The sequence below is a fragment of the Bacillus sp. 22190 genome, from assembly GCF_052045575.1.
Taxonomy (GTDB): domain Bacteria; phylum Bacillota; class Bacilli; order Bacillales; family Bacillaceae; genus Bacillus; species Bacillus altitudinis.
On the sequence record NZ_JBQEPF010000001.1, the window covers coordinates 239103 to 256995 of the forward strand.

The following is a 17893-nucleotide window of genomic DNA, read 5'->3' on the forward strand; positions in this document are numbered from 1 at the left end:
GCTATAGCTGATAGACTTTGTCTTGTACACATATTCACTGCGTAATAGTAGAACCAAGGTTTCTTTGTATCAGTCATGTGTCCCCTGTGAATCCCCTTATGCGTATCCGGTCATGTAGCGTGACCGGGTACTCTTATATTCATTGATAAGCCGATCATCCCTTGCAAATAGTGGATACTCATTTCATAATGATGATGGATTTGATAAACGGAAGGTCAACTGAAAATGCAGGCAAAAAAGGAGAGACCGATGACAAACATTCAATTAATCGCAACGGATTTAGACGGAACTTTATTGAACAGTGAGCACAAAGTGAGTCAGGAAAACGAGCAGGCGTTAAAGGAAGCAGCGGCGAGTGGGATTGAGGTTGTCGTTTCAACAGGAAGAGCGTATTTTGATGTGAAATCTATTTTTGATCAGCTTGGGATGAATACGTGGGTCATCAGTGCAAATGGAGCTGTGATTCATGATCCCAAAGGTCAGGTATATCATTCGGCTGTTCTAGAAGAAGAAAAAGCAAAACACATCTTATCATGGCTTGAGGAGCGTGATTATTACTATGAAGTGTTTACGAATGAAGCCATTTACACACCAAACCGCGGCAGAGAGCTTCTGGCGATAGAAATGGACCGCTTAAAGAGTGCAAATCCAGAAACGGATCAGCGTGTTCTTGAGCAAGCGGCTGAAGTTCAATACAGCCAGTCAGGTTTTGCTTATATTGATACATATCAAGAATTGTTTCGTGAGGATCAGAATCTTTCGTTTTATAACATCTTAGGTTTCTCATTTTTTCAAGACAGATTGAAAGCCGGATGGGATGCGTTTGGACATGATTCTGAATTAACATTGGTTAGTTCGGCTGATCATAACTTTGAAATTGGTGCAAAGGAAGCGTCGAAAGGGCAGGCGTTAACCAGGCTGGCAGAAAAGCTCGGTATTCCATTAAGCCAAACAGCGGCTGTAGGAGACAGTTTAAATGATGAATCGATGATTCGGGCAGCTGGGGTTGGAATTGCAATGGGGAATGCGAGAAAGGATATAAAAGAATTAGCTGATCACGTCACGTTAACAAATGATGAACATGGGGTGGCACATATGATTCAACATCTTTTGAAATAATTGAATCGTATGTATTTGTATAAATGACATAGGGTGAAGCGCATTCTACAAAAGAGGAATTCAGAACTACTTCTATTTACACCCGCTATGGAACATCATATAATTTAATTATGAATATAACCCGCTTGTAAGGAAGTTAAGGAGAGTAAACGAATGGCGCTGGAATCTTATAAGTCCGACAATCTGCATTTAATCAAGGAAGCCTTAGACTATACTCAGGTTGGCCTGACGGTGACGGACCCGTCTTTACCTGATAATCCTTTAATATATGTGAACAAGGGCTTTTTAGATATGACAGGCTATCAAGAAACCGAAGTATTAGGAAAGAACTGTCGTTTCCTTCAAGGAGATGAAACTGAACAGATTGCTCTCAAACAAATTAGGGCAGCCATTGAGAACAAAGAGGCTGTCACTGTTCAGTTGAAAAACTATAAAAAATCCGGTCAAATGTTTTGGAACGAATTAAGTGTGGCGCCTCTATGGATTGATGAAAATGAAGGGAAACGCCTTTATTTCGTTGGTCTGCAAAAGGATGTTACGAAAGAGAAGGAACAGCAAGAGCTTCTTGAGCAATCTATTGATGAAGTATTGAATATTTCTGTCCCGATTGTTCCGGTGAAGGATGGTATTTCTGTCCTGCCGATCATAGGTACGTTAACAGCGCCAAGATTTGATAAAATCATCTCAACAGTCTCCACTTATATCTCTCAATCCAAAGACGATTACTTCATTGTGGATCTGTCTGGTTTATTAGAGGTGGATTCATTTGTGGCGGATGCGATCTTTAAGCTGAATGATTTGATTTTAATGACTGGCACAGAACTGATCGTGACAGGTATTAAACCAAATCTTGCGATGAAAATGGGAGAAATGAGAGAGGACTTCCGTGAGTTGAACACGTATATGAATGTGAAATCTGCATTGAAAAAGCTGCAAATTTAAGCATTCCTTTAGATGAGATTAAAAAAGAGGACTTTTCATCACGCCCTGAGAAAAGTCCTCTTTTTGCTGTCATTACGATGATTGAGCGGCTGCACTTAACGTGAATAAATCTTCTAGTTCGTTCGTTGACAGCTCTGTAATCCAGCTTTCACTTTGGATAATTTGATCATTTAACGTTTGTTTTGTTTCGAGCATTTGATCAATTTTTTCCTCTATCGTGCCGGTTGTGATCATCTTATGGACATGAACAAACCGCTTTTGCCCGATGCGGTAAGCACGGTCTGTTGCTTGGTTTTCTACAGCAGGATTCCACCATCTATCGTAGTGAATGACATGATTGGCGGCGGTTAAGTTTAGTCCGGTTCCTCCTGCTTTTAAAGAAAGAATTAAGATGTTGAACTCTTTTTTCTGGAAGCGTTCCACCATTTTGTCCCGATCATGTTTTGATAAGCTCCCATTTAAAAATTGAACTGGTTCTCCAAACATCTTTTCGGCGAGCTGTTTGATCATGTTGCCCATTTCAATATACTGCGTAAAAATGAGGCAGCTTTCTCCTTGTTCGTGTATGGCTTTTAACAGCTCTGCTAATTTATCCATTTTTAATGAACGTTTCAACAATTTTACATCTGTTCCGCTCTCTTTTAAATAAAGAGCAGGGTGATCGCAAATTTGTTTGAGTCTGCCAAGCATACTTAAAATGATGGCTTTCCGCTGCATCCCTGTTAATGAGGCCATATGTTCGAATGTATCTTTGACCAGCTGTTCATATAAAGATGCCTGCTCTGCAGATAACGGGATGAATTCTTTTTCTTCTAGTTTCTCTGGCAGATTGAGTGCGACTTCTTCATCTTGTTTTGTCCGTCTTAATAAGAATGGCTTGATCAGCTGCTGCAGCTGTTGGATTCTTTTTTCTTCACGGTCTTTTTCAATCGGAAGGACGAATTTTTTATGAAAACTGGTCAGGCTGCCGAGATATCCTTTGTTCACGAAGTCGAAAATAGACCAAAGCTCTGTCAAACGGTTCTCCATCGGTGTCCCGCTGAGGGCAATGTGGTGCTGTCCTTTTAATTGCCTAATGGCTCTCGATTGTTTCGTATGGGCATTTTTAATGTTCTGGGCTTCGTCTAAGCAAATGGTATTCCATTTGGCTGCTGTTAATTCATCACGGTCAGAATGTGAGAGACCATACGAAGTGAGGACGATATCTGTTGATTCGTACGCTTTTGTAAAGTTCTCACCTTGTGGACGTGATGGTCCATAATGCAGAGCGACATTCAAATGTGGTGCGAATGTTTCTAGCTCTCTTTGCCAGTTCCCTAATACGGAAGTCGGTGCAATGATGAGAGATGGAGCGGCGTCTTGTTGATGCTCCTTCAAATAGGTGAAATAAGCGATCATTTGAATCGTTTTTCCAAGACCCATATCATCTGCTAAACAAGCCCCGAATCCATGAGACCTTAAGAACAGAAGCCAGTTGACACCGTGCTGCTGATACGGGCGCAGTGTGCCCTTAAAGGACTCACTCATCTCGTAGGATGGCAGCTCTTGTGTATCATTTAACTGATGAACAAGCCCTCGTAATTGAGACGAAAGTTCAAATTGAATATGGGCAAAGGCCGAACTGTCTAGCAGCTCAGGAATCGACTCAGAAGAGGCCTCTTGGTCTGCGAGTTCACGTGACAAAATATCCGACATATGAAGTCCTTCGTTCTCAGCGCGCTCCATCCATTTCTTCATTTGCTGGATAAAGGTCGGATCGATTTTAATCCACTGTCCACGAATATTGACAAGACGACGTTTACTTTGAACAAGCTCGTTGAACTCATCTTCTGTCAGCTCAATACCGTTTGTGGCAAAGCGCCAATTAAAGTCCATAAGGGCATCCATTCCAACGTGCGATTCGCCTCGTGGTGTGGAGGAAATCCGTGCTTTTAGCATCATGGTGCTTTCTTTGACGATTTGCCACCATGATGGGAGCAGGATCTCAATCCCCATGTTCACAAGTGTTTCACTCGCTTCAGATAGGAAGAGCCACGCTTCTTCTTCTGACATGAGGGTGGTACCAGATGTAAATGAGAGCCAAGGGACAATCTGACCGAACCGCTCCAGCTCTCTGGTGATTTTTTCTTGAAACGGACGCCATGATTTTTTTAAAGAACGGATGCCTTCAAAGAAATGCAGATCACTGTTTTTCTTATCACGCAAAAACAGTTCAATTTTCCAATCATCCCCGTCGAAATCAGGCTCATTTAAACGCAAGCCGACGGTGAAAGGCGTCTCATCATCGATCCAGCCGATCGTTTCCAAGAAATCCTGTTCATCTAAAAAATGTCCCTGGAAGGAGGAAAGAGCAGGCGATTGAGCAGTCATTCGGTTCCATTTGTGCTGCAAGGCATCATCATATTGAATGTAATCCTGTACGGCAAAGGAGAACCAATCAGCTGTGTAGCCATCTAACAGACCTTCTTTGTCTTTAAAGCGAAGCATGCCTTGTGTCCATGCCTCGAAATCTGGGACAAAATCTTCATCCTCGATGAATTCGTAAATGGTTGAGGCTGTTTTCATAAGCGGCTCTGTTTCATCCGTTAACGTCACATGGCTGAAAGTATTGAATGAATTCTTCCCTAGCAATTCAACGGTCATCCAAGGACTTAACAGGAAGGCAGGTGTGCCAATAAAGCTCACATCTTCTAAGAATGTTCCGTAAAAAGATGATTCGTGCCATTGGAAAAGCTGCCTCTTCATTTCATTTAGCGGTACAGGCTGTCCGTCCTCTGCTTGCGCTGAAATGGTGAAAGAGAAATCTTCGGTTTGTTCTGCATGAATGACAATTTGTTTATGGCGTGTCATCAATTAATTTTCCTTTCTTCATTTCCTCTTGGAACGCACGCAGCCGTTTTGTTGAATCTTGCAGCTGCTGTACATATCTTTCCCACACTGCGTTTTTTTTCGTTTTATGATAAAGCGTACGCAGTTTTTTGAGCATTTTCACAGATTCCCGGTAAGCACTTCGATTCTTTTGATCGAGAAGCAGTGAGATTTCCCGGTGGTACGAAGGAATGAGTGCTTCAGGCTCTTCCTTTGCAATCTGTTTGATCAGTTCTTTCTCCAATTCACTGATGGAGAAACCAACGAGGCTGTGTATTTCAATCCATTCTGCATAGCGTTGTTGTGCATATAAGAGCTGACTATATTCAGTAAATGCATAAGGCATACAGATTTGGAGATAGCGTTCATACAAGAAATGATCTTTCGTCTGTTTAAAGTACGCGTCTAAATAAAAGAAGAAATCGCTGACGGCTCCACGCAGTTCTCTATAAGAGAGATCAAGCTGGCAATATTCTTCTAATACATATGTGATCTCTTGATACCAAAGTTTGAGACGCTTCCAGTCCTTGCGGTTTGTGAGATCCTTTAGCCAATTGAGCACATTTGGCAGCATATCTGCATTGAGCAATTTTAATTGCTGGAAGAGTCTTTCGTCTTCTTTTAGCAAATAATCCATATGCATCAGCCCAATGGTGCGCTCAACCGTTTGCTCCTGCTGTTGGGCGCTCTTGAGTAATTCTGTTTCTTTTTTGACCCATTTCCCTCTATTTAATATAGTTCCCCACATTTCCATAAAGACCGCAACTCGTTCATGCTGGAAAGGTCCGCTGATTTGAAGAAGTGTCCGAACGGCAGTTGGTGTGTTTTCAAGAAACGGATCGAGGGAAAAGGAAAGGGCGTATGTCCTCAAATGATCCACTGAATCAAAAATGGTGTTCATGAGCTGTTCTACATATGGATTCATCGAATAAAAGTCTTTTTCGGCATCAAGACGGCCGAGATCGATTAGCTCATGGAGCCTTAACCACACATCGATGGACGTATGAATCGCATACAAACTCTTGAATTCAGGTGAAGTGGGTGCGTGTTTTTTCAGGATCGATAAATAGCCGTAATACAAATGCTGTGGTGTTTGCTGGTGCTTCGGTGTCCGTTTCAGCCAGAGGTGAAATTCCTCCTGGAAAAAATTCAGCCAGCTCTGAAGTGATTGTTCATCTGGGCGCTTCACTTGGAAGTGCTGACGAATGAGTTCTTTGCTGCGCTGTAATTCATCCTTCTCTGACCAATTTTCTGTAAAGCCGGTCACACTCTCTACTTGAGCGTATAGCGAAAAGAAGACAGCGAGGATGTGTTTACATAGTCCATCAGCTGGACATGAGCAGTTGCTTCTCGCTGGAAACAGCACATGAAGGTGGACTCTTGCTGCCACGACATCATGTACATAAGCTGACCATTCGGTATCAGACTCTTGCTTGAGCCGATATACGCTGTCCTGTCTATAAGTAATCAATGCTTTTTTGATGAGTTGCTTGTTTTCATCTGTTGCAGGAAGAAGTTCTTTGATCTGTTCGGCTGTTTGTTTGATTTCTTCTTCGTTGATGTTGTGCTGAAGCATTTGATCCGCTCCTAACCAAGTAAAAGATTCCAATTCTTTTATTATAGCTCAATGGTGATTTATAAAAAAGTTTTTCATGAAAATGGTCATAAATTTCAAAAGCTGTCGAATGATGTATTAGAGTATTGCATAAACCAACCATACAGCATATAATAATGAAATTAGTGGAATCGAAAGGATACAGACATGGATAATAAGGGTTTAAATCAAGAAGAGTTTTTAAAGATTTTGATGTACGCTCATGATATTGGTGAAAATTCCAATGATGTCACAACAAAAGAAATGCTTGAAAATCTGATTGCTCATATTCGAAATGGCCTTGTTTCATAAAAGTAGCCCCCTGCTCTCTCAGCAGGGGGTTTTTGTATGCTTTTATGAATGGAACGAAAATCCCCGGCATACGATGACATTACAAGCATAAGGAGTATGGGGAGCTGATGTGTCATGAAGGTTGCGATTGCAGGCTGTGGGTATGTAGGGCTTGTCACAGGGGTGTGTTTAGCTGAGGCGGGACATGATGTGACATGTATGGATATTGACCGGCGGAAGGTCATGCAGCTGAAGCAAGGGAATCCTCCGATGTACGAGCCGGGATTAAAAGAACTGCTCAAACGGAATATGGAGCAAGGACGCATTCGTTTTCACATAAATGGAGCGTCAGCCTATTCGCAGGCTGACGTGTTAATGATTGCTGTCGGTACCCCGCAGCAGGCAGACGGTCAAGCTGATTTGCAGTATGTCTTTCAAGCGGCAAAGGAGATGGGCTTACAAGCAAAGCCAGGCGCAGTGCTTGCCGTGAAAAGTACAGTGCCTGTCGGAACGGGCGATCAAATTGATCATTTGATTCATCACGTGTTAGGTCGTAAGGAGCCATTATCTATCGCATCGAATCCAGAATTTTTACGAGAAGGGTCTGCTATCTCAGATACGCTGCGAGCGGATCGGCTGGTGATTGGAGCCGAAACAAAGAACGGGTTAGATCAGCTAGAGTCTATGTATGCGGATTTCCACATTCCATTCGTGAGAACAGATCGGAAAAGCGCAGAGATGATCAAATACGCATCAAATGCATTTCTTGCCACAAAAATCAGCTTTATGAATGAAATTGCTTCGATTTGTGGAAAAACGGGAGCTGATGTTGAGAGAGTTGCAGAGGGGATGGGACTCGATCAGCGGATTGGTGCTTCGTTTCTTAGGGCAGGCATTGGTTACGGAGGTTCCTGTTTTCCGAAGGATACAAATGCCCTTGTCCAAATTGCAGGGCATGTGTCCCATGATTTTGAGCTATTGAAGGCTGTCATCAAAGTCAACAATGAGCAGCGAGCAAGTTTTGTTCGAAGTGTGAAGGAGCGGATGGGAGAAAGCTTGGAAGGGAAGAGAATGGCTCTTCTTGGCCTTTCCTTTAAGCCAAATACAGATGATATGAGAGAGGCGCCGTCAATCCCGATCGCTCATCAGCTCCATCAATTAGGAGCGGAGATCGTAGCCTATGATCCTGCTGCCGCTCGCAATGCAGCTCAAGAACTGCCTGATCAAGTCCTTTTTGCTCAAACGATTGAAGAGGCGATCAAGGATGCTGATGCTGTCTGTATATTAACTGAGTGGGAGGATATTCAGTTATTTCCACTTTCAGCTTATAAAGATTTCATGAGGCAGCCGATCATTTTTGATGGCCGGAATTGTCATACGCTTGAAGCGGCAGAAGTAGCTGGGGTCGAGTATCATTCTATTGGGCGTAGGCCTGTCTCTCCTATTTATATGTAATGAGAAAAACCGATAACTTCACGTGTTATCGGTTTTTGCGTTAATGCGGAAGAATGAATCCGCCATATAAAAATGCAGCCACTATTAGAAAAGCAGGGTGCAATTTGAATTTGGTCATAAAGAAAAATGAAATGGCGGCAATGGCAAGTGATTGCGTCCAGCCAATGGCTTTCACGGCATCTCCGCCAATTTCCCATGTTAATAAAAGCATCATCATCGCAATGACAGGCTGTACAGATAGAGTCATGCCTTTGACGACAGAAGATTGGCGAAAACGATCAATGAGTTTTAGCAATAAAATCAATCCAATAGCAGACGGTAGGACCGTCGCAAGCAGTGCAACGATAAAGCCTGGCCATCCCATGACATCATAGCCTACATAAGCCGCAATTTTCGTAGCGATTGGACCTGGAAGTGCGTTGGCTAATGCGAGCATATTGGAGAACCCTTCGTTTGTCATCCAATGAAAATGATTGACGATTTCTTCATAATTGAGTGGAATGGAGGCAGGTCCTCCACCATACCCTAACAGATTGGATAAGAAGAATGCCCAGAATAAAAAGAGAATCAGCATCACGAAGACACTCCTTTCTCTTTATTTGTTCGATTCCAGCGATCTTTCAGTCTAAAATGAAAGGCACCATAACATAAAAAGATGATGACAATGATTCCTGGATGAATCGAGAGTACTTGAAGACCGACAAATGCCAAAAGGAATAGGGCGATTCCGAGGATCATGCCGAAGCCCTTCAACGCTTTTTGTCCAAATTCATATGCCATCATTCCTAACAGAACGGCAATCACTGGTGTCACAGCACCGATCATATTTTGAATGATGACTGAAGAGCTTAAGACGCTGACAAGTGTAACAAGTGCCACCATAGCGAGACATGTCGGTAAAATATGTGAAGCTGTTGCAACAATGGCGCCAGATACACCTTTTAATCGATAGCCGAGGTATGCCGACATTTTCGTAGCAATCGGTCCGGGTAATGCGTTGGCGATGGCGAGTGTTTCTCCAAACTCGTCATCATTGATCCATTTGTATTTGACGACCGCTTCATGGCGAATGAGTGGGATCACGGAAGGTCCTCCGCCAAATCCCAGAATACCGGTTCGCACCATGGCGATCATGAGTTCAAGATATGATTGCAAGTGGTTCAACTCCTATCTACAATTTCATGCCCATTCGGCTTTTGTATCGTTTAATGAGCATTTGACAGTCAACACTGACGACGCCTTCAAGCGGGTACAGCTTCTTTGTCAGGAACGTCTCCATTTCCTGTTCATTTTGAAAAATGCCATGCATATGCAGTTTGCTTGGTCCTGTCATATGATAAAGGCTTGTGACGGCTGTTTCCTGCTCAAGCTGAAGGGCGACTGTTTCTAAACATTTCGGCTCAACCTCTACGTTAAAAAAGACAGAGACATGAATGCCGATCTTTGCTGGATTAATGACAGCGGTGAATCGTTCAATGACACCTGCTTCAATGAGCTGCTGAATACGGGCTTGTACAGCAACACGGGAAAGGCCGACTTGTTTCCCTAGATCCGTGTAGGACATACGCCCGTCCTCGTGTAATAAGGAAAGAATTTGTTTATCTCTTTCATCTAATGTTAAGTTTGGAATGCGATATTCATGTGCCACCGTATAACCACCTTTCTTCTGTTGATATTCTATCATATTTTATTACGAATAGAATGTTTGATTTTTAATTGAGTAACGAAATGAAATAATAAAAGAAGATAACATATCTTTTTGCATGAAAAAACACCCCAGTATCACCGGGGTGTGTTCATTTTATTTTTCTGGGCTGCTTTCCGCACTGGCAATTTGTTGTGCAAGGTCAGCACGATCAATGTCTGCTTGGAAGAACTCCTGCGTATTTGGAAGGTGTAAATTCATGTGACGTTTTTGGGAAATTCGAATGGTCACTTGATCCACAGTGTAATCAAATACATGCCCGCCTACGCTGCGATCATCATCAATAAAGTGGAGATGATATCCGCTTACCGCAATGCCATGTGCGTACTGTGGTGTACGGAAGCCTGCGATCGTCCCGCGAATATTTTCAAAATCGAAAATAGGCTGTGACTTGACTGCTTCCACCATCGGAACGTAAGGTTTTTCCTGTTTTTCAACCGTACGGGTTTGAACCTTTTTGAATGACCCATCGATGCGGATCGCATAAAAGACATTTTTGCTTGGTAAGATTCGGTCGATTTCTTCCTCTAGCTCTTTGGACGTCATCGGTGCATCAATTCGATGAACGATGTCCGTTTCAAAGAATGCTAGAGAGCAGAATGGTGAATAATCTTGATCGGTTACTGGTGTGGCTGTTCCATCAGAGCGCAGTCGATAAAAAGCGCCATCAAAGCCGATTAGTTCCCCATCTAATTGATTGAATGTGCCAATGCCAAAATCACCGTGCTCGGGAATATGTGATAGGGAGAAATCTCCATCGTATACGGCTTCCAGCAAGGAGGTCATGGTTGATACTTGATAGACCTCTTGCTTTTTGTCCTGCGGTATTGTGTTGTTTTGTTGATTCATTGGGTGCATCATACCCATATCCGCTCACTCCTTTAAAGTAATGTATCGAAGTCTTATCTGACGTTCGTTGTGTGTTTTTCACGAAAGACTTCTGGCCATTTTTGACTGGCGAGGTCTGGGTTGTCTTGATAGTCTATCGGAATATCAATAATAACGGGTCCTTCTATGTTTATACCCTTTTGAAGGACAGTTGAAAGCTCTTCAGGTGAGTTGACACGTAATCCAGTTGCTCCAAAGCTTTCTGCATATTTCACTAAGTCGATCTGACCGAACTCAACACAAGACGTACGGTCATACTTCATTTCCTGCTGGAATGCCACCATATCGTATGTGCTGTCGTTCCAAACGAGATGAACGAGATTTGTTTTCATGCGCACGGCTGTTTCTAATTCCATGGCGGAGAAGAGAAAACCGCCATCACCTGAGACTGAAATGATCTTTTCATCTGGATTCAATATGGAGGCTGCAATTGCCCATGGTAATGCCACGCCAAGTGTTTGCATTCCGTTACTCACTAGGAACGTGTTCGGTTCATAAACACGGAAGTGGCGAGACATCCAAATGGCATGAGATCCGATATCACATGTCACTTTCGTGTCATCTGGGATGATACGTCTCAACGTATGAATGACATCCAGCGGGTGTGATAAATGACTTTCTCTTTCTGGTGTTTTTTCGATATCACTTAACAGCTCTTGTAATTCTGTGACGAGATCTACGTTCTTTTTGCATAATGAAAGTGGAACGCTGTCGTGGGCTAGATGTTGCACCGTTTCAGATATATTGCCCACAAGCTCAAGCGTCGGTTCATAGAAATGGTCAATATCTGCCTGCATGTCATCTACATGGATGATGTGACGCTGCTGCGGTTTCAAATTCCAATGCTTCGGATCGTATTCGATTGGATCAAAGCCAATAGTTAAAATCACATCCGCTTTCTCAATGAGAAGGTCCCCTGGCTGATTACGGAATAAGCCGATTCTGCCCACATATTGAGGCTCAAGCTCTCTTGAGAGAACGCCGGCTCCTTGGTACGTTTCGACAAATGGGATACCAAGTGTTTTTAATAATGTTCTTGTCGCATTTGCCGCAGCTGGACGGCTAGCTTTCATTCCCACAATTGCAACAGGTAAGTGCGCATTTTGAATTTTGGCGATGGCCGAACTGATGAGAGCATCCGGTGCAGGACCTAGTTCTGGAGAAGGGTGAGCAGACACTGGTGTTTGTGTGGTGTGTTCGGTCACGACATCTTGTGGAAAGCTGATAAATGCTGCTCCAGCTTGACCTCTTTGTGCCGCGCGAAAAGCATTTGTTAATGCTTCTGGTATATTGTTTACGTCTTGTACTTCAACGCTATATTTTGTCACTGGTTTGAATAATGCCGCATTGTCGAGTGATTGATGTGTTCGTTTGAGTCGATCCGCACGGATGACGTTTCCAGCAATTGCAACAACAGGGTCACCTTCTGTATTGGCTGTTAATAGACCTGTCGCTAGATTGGATGCGCCAGGACCTGATGTGACGAGACAAACGCCTGGTTTGCCAGTTAAACGACCGACAGCTGCTGCCATGAATGCCGCATTTTGTTCGTGTCTGCACAGCACAAGCTCTGGACCTCTGTCTTTTAATACATCAAATACTGCATCAATTTTTGCACCTGGAATCGCAAAAACATGGGTCACACCTTGGGCAATGAGCGTATCGACAATCAACTCTGCTCCTCGTTTTGTTAGGGGTTGTGTTTGAGAATTCATTTACCCCGCACTCCTTTCGGCAAGTAAAATTTTTTATGAAAATATATTTTCATGATATGATTTACTATACATTTCACAAAATAAATTTTCCAATATATGTTTAACGTAGTTTTAATATGTTTCACGAATAAGTGTTTGAGGAGTGAAAGGATGGAACTGAGACATTTGCAGTATTTTGTCACAGTCGCGGAGGAGCTGCATTTCGGCAGAGCGGCCGCACGATTGAACATGACACAGCCTCCACTTAGTCAGCAAATTAAGCAGTTTGAGGAAGAATTGGGATTTCCTTTGTTTCACCGGTCTAAACGGGTGGTGGAGTTAACAGCTGCTGGAAAGGTTTTTTTACATGAGGTCCGGGGGGTGCTGCATCAGCTTGATAAAGCCGTTGATCATGCCCGGCATACGGCAAGAGGGGAGCTTGGGAAGATTATCATCGGTTTCGTTGGTACAGCGACATATGATATTCTGCCGCCAGTTGTCCGTGAATTCAGAGAGCTGTACCCCTCTGTCAGTATTGAGCTGCAACAGCTCTCTGTCCCGCAGCAGCTTGAGGCGCTTTTGAATGGTGAGATTGATATTGGTTTTTTGCATCCTACATCACCGCAAGAAGAATTGGTCAGTCGTTTAATGAAGCAAAGTGAATGTATTTTTGCGATTCCGAAAAACCATCCGCTGGCGGAAAAAGAAGCGGTCACGATTGAAGATATTCGTGATGAGCCGATTATTTCTTTATCAAAGGAATCATGGCCGTCCCTTTATCAGCATTTTGTCCTACTTTGTGAAAAGTACGGATTTTCACCCAATATCGTGCAGGAAGCAGCAGAATATCAAATGGTCATTGGTCTTGTCACAGCGGGAATCGGAATTGCTATCATTCCAACATCGGCCCGGCGTTTATTTAATTTAGATGTGGTGTATCGGTCAATTGAAGGTGAGCAGCTACTCGCGGAATGGACCATTTCTTATAGACGAGAAAATCATAATCCGGCATTGTTTCATCTTGTCCATCATATTCTCCATCGTGCTGAGCCGGAATAAGGGAAGAGAGAACGGGGTATGGTATGATGTCGTTACATACAAGAGGAGGCATGTCTGAAGTGATTACATTACAAATGGATCAGTTGTCACGAAAAGAAGCATATAAAGTATTATCTGGTTCCGTCGTTCCAAGACCCATTGCATTTATTACAAGCCTTTCTAAAGAAGAAATCGTCAATGCTGCACCATTTAGTTTCTTTAATGTCATCAGCGGTCATCCTCCGCTGATCGCTGTTTCTATTGGACGTCGTCAAGGAGAGATGAAAGATACAGCAAAACATATCATCGACAGGGAAGAATTTGTTGTCCATGTGAGTGATGAAGCGATGATTGAAGATATTAATGAAACAGCTGCTACATTGCCAGAGGATGAGAGTGAGCTGACTCGTACCGGTCTTCATCAAGTGAAGAGCAGCGTGGTGTCAGTGCCAGGAATCAAGGAAGCACGCATTCGCTTTGAATGTCAGCTGGAAAAACATCTGACCTTTCAAAATGATGAAGGGGAGATCACAGTCGATCATATCATTGGCCGGGTGGTGTGTGCGCATTTAGATGAATCCGTCTATGATGCGGAAAAAGGATATATTTTTACGAATGAATTAAAGCCAGTTGCACGTTTAGCGGGGAATGATTATGCCCATTTAGGCACGCCATTTGTACTGAAGAGACCGGAATAACATCTAAAACCCCCGAGGCTATCGGGGGTCCAGCGTGTAGACAAACTCTCGCATTCTTTGTCAGTCCTGCGCTTCGGTGCTCACGAATGTCAATTCGCTCTGCTCCGGTGCTCGTCCTTCCTAGACTGCAAAGGTTTTCTATCACGCTGAAAAGAAGACAAAGGGCTAAAATCAAGTTCATTTCAGCCTTTGTCTATAATCTAAAACCCCCGAGGCTATCGGGGGTTTAGTGTTTATTTCTTTTGTTCTAGTTTCAATGGTGCGGCGATATTTTTTTCTACCTTTTTGCCTTTTAATACATCGTCAGCAGCGCCGACTGCCAGTTGACCGATCAGCTCTGGCTGCTGCGCGACTGTTGCAGATAGTTTTCCTGCTTTGATCGAGTTGAGTGCATCTTCATTACCGTCGAAACCGACGACAAGAATGTCTTTTCCAGAGCTTTGGATGGCCTCTAGTGCGCCAAGTGCCATTTCATCATTGTGGGCAAAAACGGCTTTGATGTCAGGGTTTCCTTGAAGAAGGTTTTCCATCACGTTGAGCCCTTTTGTCCGGTCGAAGTCAGCGGCTTGTTTTGCTGTGACATCTAACTGTTTGTCTGCGATTTGGTGGAACCCTTTTCCTCGTTCACGTGTCGCAGAAGCACCTGGTACACCTTCTAGTTCAGCCACTTTTGCACCTTTACCAACCTTGTCGATGATAAAGTTAGCTGCCATTTCGCCGCCTTTGATGTTATCGGAAGCAACGAGCGCTTCAACCTTTCCGCTTTCTGCCGAGCGGTCTAATGTGATGACCGGTATGTCTGAAGCATTCGCAGATTCGACAGCCGTTGATATGGCAGAGGAATCGGCTGGGTTAATGAGTAATGCATCGACCCCTTGTTGAATTAAATCTTCTACATCACTTGTTTGTTTGGCTGAATCATTTTGTGCATCGGCAATGACAACTTCGATGCCAAGCTTTTTCGCTTCTTTTGTCACACCGTTTTTAAGAGAAACGAAGAATGGGTTATTTAAAGTCGAGATCGACAGTCCGATTTTTATGTCTTTTTTCTTGCCATCCTTTGTTGATTTGGCCCACTCTGGCGGTTCGAGCGAGCAGGCAGAAAGCATGAATAATGAGAGAGTCACGATCAAGATTACATATTTTTTCATAGCAGCTGCCTCCTTAAGCAGATTTCTTTCTGTCGAGTAGGACTGCAATCAAGATGACAATCCCTTTCACAACAGATTGATAAAATGATGAAACACCAAGTAAGTTCATACCATTGTTCAAGACACCGATAATGAGCACCCCGATGAGTGTGCCGACAATTCGCCCTCTTCCACCGGATAGGCTTGTCCCGCCAAGTACAACGGCAGCAATTGCATCAAGTTCATACGACGTACCAGCTGTTGGCTGGGCTGAGTTGAGACGAGATGTTAAGATCGCACCTGCTAAAGCAGACATAAAGCCCGCTAATGAGTAAATCATGATTTTGACGCGTGGTACTTTAATACCTGAAATGAGGGCTGCTTTTTCATTTCCGCCAATGGCATACGTTCTTCTGCCAAAAGGTGTTTTATGAAGCAAGACCCAAAGTACGATAAAGGTGAGAAGCATGGTAATCGCTGGAACAGGAATGCCTAAGAAATATCCACGGCCAAATAGCTGAAATGCATAGTTAGAGCCAAGCCCAGTAATAGGGTTTCCGTCTGTATAAACAAGTGTCAATCCTCTAAAAATCGTCATCGTCGCAAGTGTTGCGATAAAAGGAGCCATCTTTCCTTTTGTGATTAAAAGACCGTTGATCATTCCAAGGATGGCACCGATGATACATCCAACAATGATGGCAAGAATCGGGTCCAAACCAGATACAATAAAGCCGGCAGTCAGAGCACTAGACAGCGCTAGAATGGCACCGACAGACAAATCAATTCCTCCGGTTAAAATAACAAACGTCATGCCAAAGGCAATGAGGGCGTTAATGGAGATTTGTCTGAGTAAGTTTAAAATGTTTAATGGTTCTAAAAAGGCCGGATTTAAAATAGAAACAATGGCAACAAGGATGATGAGTCCTAAGAATGGCCCAAGCTTTTGCATGATGTTGTCAAATCGTCCATTTGAAGTAAGTGGTTTCATGTTACTTCCCTCCTGTAGCTAGTGTCATAATTCGTTCTTGTGTAGCTTCTGTTTTACTTAATTCTCCGCTGATGGTTCCTTCATGAATGACAAGCACTCGATCGCTCATCCCAAGAACTTCTGGGAGCTCAGAGGAGACCATCAAAATCGCAACGCCTCGATCCGTCAGCTCGTTCATGAGCTGATAAATTTCTCGTTTCGCCCCGACGTCGACACCTCTTGTCGGTTCATCTAAAATCAGCACCTTCGGCTGAATGCCGATCCATTTGGCGATGACGACTTTTTGCTGATTTCCACCGGACAGGCTGCGTGCAGAAATTTCAGATGAAGCGGTTTTGATCGTGAGTCGTTTGATGAGCAGGTCAACAAAATCCTGCTCGTTTTTCTTATCGATCAGCCCCTTTGGAGAGAAGCTGTCTAAGTTAGGCAAGCCGATGTTTTCCCGGATGGATGCATCTAGCATCAGTCCTTCATCTTTGCGATCCTCCGTAATAAAACCGATGCCAAGCTTGACCGCATCACTTGGTTTTTTAATAACAGCCTTTTTCCCATGAACCCAAATTTCTCCTTGATCCAGGGGATCGAGTCCAAAGAGCGACCGCATCATTTCTGTCCGGCCAGCGCCCATTAAGCCTGCAACACCGACAATTTCCCCAGCTTTGACGGAAAAACTGACATCTTGAAAGCGGCCTTTCCTCGTTGCTTGCTTCACCTCTAGGACGATATCACCAGTAGAAGGTGTGCGCTCAGGGTAACGATCTGTTAATTCGCGGCCGACCATTTTTTTGACGACTTCATGGAAATTCGTGTCCGGTATCGCTTTCGTATCGACCGTTTTTCCGTCACGCATGATCGTAATCCGGTCACAGATGGCAAAGATTTCTTCCATCCGGTGAGAAATGTAGACGATGGAAACGCCTTCTTTTTTGAGTGATTCAATGACCTGAAATAGCTTTTCAATCTCACGGTCTGTGAGAGCAGCTGTTGGTTCATCCATAATGATGACCTTCGCATCGGTCATTAACGCTTTCGCAATCTCAATCATCTGCTTTTGTCCGACAGAACAGCTTCCTGCCTCTTGATCGAGCGAGAGGTTGACAGACAATCGGTCGAGCTGCGCTTGGGCGAGGGTTTTCATTTTCTTGGTGTCTAGGAGACCAAGTTTTGTATAGATTTCTTTCCCGATAAATAAATTCTCTAGTACCGTCATATCAGGCCATATATTCAGCTCCTGATGAATGAAGGCAATCCCGTTCTGCTCGGCTTCTTTCGGATTCTTGAAAGCGGTTTCTTTTCCGTCGATTTGAATCGTTCCTTGATCCAGGGAATAGAGTCCTGTCAGCAGATTCATTAACGTTGATTTTCCTGCCCCGTTTTCACCCATAAGTGCATGGACTTCACCTGTGACGAGGTCAAAGGAGACCCCGGCGAGAACGGTGTTTTTTCCAAAGGCCTTATGGATGTTATGCATTTCAATGTTCAT

General features: G+C 43.6%; 16 protein-coding genes. 6 read left to right on the forward strand and 10 right to left on the reverse strand.

Annotated elements, in window-relative coordinates; all coding sequences use genetic code 11:
- Positions 1-258: 258 nt before the first annotated feature.
- Complete coding sequence (locus tag ACTJKA_RS01295) at positions 259-1119, forward strand: Cof-type HAD-IIB family hydrolase (RefSeq protein ID WP_025208115.1); 861 nt, start codon at positions 259-261, stop codon at positions 1117-1119.
- Positions 1120-1272: 153 nt separating this feature from the next.
- On the forward strand, positions 1273-2061 hold the full coding sequence (locus ACTJKA_RS01300; protein ID WP_017360015.1) for an STAS domain-containing protein: 789 nt from the start codon (positions 1273-1275) through the stop codon (positions 2059-2061).
- Positions 2062-2133: 72 nt separating this feature from the next.
- Here ACTJKA_RS01300 and ACTJKA_RS01305 read toward each other — a convergent pair whose 3' ends face one another.
- Together ACTJKA_RS01305 and ACTJKA_RS01310 are read right to left on the reverse strand one after the other, a co-directional pair.
- Positions 2134-4911: a DEAD/DEAH box helicase gene (locus ACTJKA_RS01305; protein ID WP_008343293.1), complete on the reverse strand. Its 2778-nt coding sequence runs from the start codon at positions 4909-4911 to the stop codon at positions 2134-2136.
- A complete protein-coding gene (locus ACTJKA_RS01310; RefSeq protein ID WP_440607584.1) occupies positions 4898-6505 on the reverse strand; it encodes an SWIM zinc finger family protein in 1608 nt (535 codons plus the stop codon). Before ACTJKA_RS01310 ends, ACTJKA_RS01305 begins: the two co-directional genes overlap by 14 nt.
- A 186-nt stretch (positions 6506-6691) precedes the next feature.
- Between ACTJKA_RS01310 and ACTJKA_RS01315 the strand changes: the two genes are divergently transcribed.
- Positions 6692-6835 (forward strand): hypothetical protein, encoded by a 144-nt coding sequence (locus tag ACTJKA_RS01315; protein ID WP_003214884.1) that lies wholly within the window; start codon positions 6692-6694, stop codon positions 6833-6835.
- 114 nt (positions 6836-6949) lie between these two features.
- Complete coding sequence (locus ACTJKA_RS01320; RefSeq protein ID WP_322536065.1) at positions 6950-8269, forward strand: UDP-glucose dehydrogenase family protein; 1320 nt, start codon at positions 6950-6952, stop codon at positions 8267-8269.
- Between the two features lie 40 nt (positions 8270-8309).
- Here ACTJKA_RS01320 and ACTJKA_RS01325 read toward each other — a convergent pair whose 3' ends face one another.
- The 5 genes from ACTJKA_RS01325 to alsS all read right to left on the reverse strand — a co-directional run bounded on the left by ACTJKA_RS01325 (position 8310) and on the right by alsS (position 12577).
- Entirely contained in the window at positions 8310-8843 is a 534-nt protein-coding gene (locus tag ACTJKA_RS01325; protein ID WP_007497548.1) for a chromate transporter, read from the reverse strand.
- Positions 8843-9403 carry a chromate transporter gene (locus tag ACTJKA_RS01330; RefSeq protein WP_212046989.1) on the reverse strand — a complete coding sequence of 187 codons (561 nt, stop codon included), beginning with the start codon at positions 9401-9403 and terminating at the stop codon, positions 8843-8845. The genes ACTJKA_RS01325 and ACTJKA_RS01330 overlap by 1 nt, the downstream gene beginning before the upstream one ends.
- A 37-nt stretch (positions 9404-9440) precedes the next feature.
- Positions 9441-9917, reverse strand: a complete 477-nt coding sequence (locus ACTJKA_RS01335; protein WP_017360010.1) for an Lrp/AsnC family transcriptional regulator — start codon at positions 9915-9917, stop codon at positions 9441-9443.
- A gap of 153 nt (positions 9918-10070) precedes the next feature.
- Positions 10071-10832 (reverse strand): acetolactate decarboxylase, encoded by a 762-nt coding sequence (gene budA / locus ACTJKA_RS01340; protein WP_370529243.1) that lies wholly within the window; start codon positions 10830-10832, stop codon positions 10071-10073.
- A 44-nt stretch (positions 10833-10876) separates the two neighbouring features.
- Positions 10877-12577 (reverse strand): acetolactate synthase AlsS, encoded by a 1701-nt coding sequence (gene alsS, locus ACTJKA_RS01345; protein WP_136944600.1) that lies wholly within the window; start codon positions 12575-12577, stop codon positions 10877-10879.
- 150 nt (positions 12578-12727) lie between these two features.
- Between alsS and alsR the strand changes: the two genes are divergently transcribed.
- Positions 12728-13615, forward strand: a complete 888-nt coding sequence (gene alsR, locus ACTJKA_RS01350; protein ID WP_008343276.1) for an acetoin biosynthesis transcriptional regulator AlsR — start codon at positions 12728-12730, stop codon at positions 13613-13615.
- A 59-nt stretch (positions 13616-13674) separates the two neighbouring features.
- The gene (locus tag ACTJKA_RS01355; protein ID WP_171465851.1) at positions 13675-14292 is read left to right on the forward strand and encodes a flavin reductase family protein; all 618 of its coding nucleotides are present in this window, start codon (positions 13675-13677) and stop codon (positions 14290-14292) included.
- 233 nt (positions 14293-14525) lie between these two features.
- On the opposite strand, the gene rbsB is transcribed toward ACTJKA_RS01355, so the two are convergent.
- From rbsB to ACTJKA_RS01370, 3 genes are read right to left on the reverse strand one after another with little or no spacing between them, the layout of a single operon-like run.
- Positions 14526-15443, reverse strand: coding sequence for a ribose ABC transporter substrate-binding protein RbsB (gene rbsB / locus ACTJKA_RS01360; protein WP_046526705.1), 918 nt, complete (start codon positions 15441-15443; stop codon positions 14526-14528).
- Positions 15444-15456: 13 nt separating this feature from the next.
- Positions 15457-16410 (reverse strand): ribose ABC transporter permease RbsC, encoded by a 954-nt coding sequence (gene rbsC / locus ACTJKA_RS01365; RefSeq protein ID WP_007497532.1) that lies wholly within the window; start codon positions 16408-16410, stop codon positions 15457-15459.
- A gap of 1 nt (position 16411) precedes the next feature.
- On the reverse strand, positions 16412-17893 hold the full coding sequence (locus tag ACTJKA_RS01370) for a sugar ABC transporter ATP-binding protein (RefSeq protein WP_025208107.1): 1482 nt from the start codon (positions 17891-17893) through the stop codon (positions 16412-16414).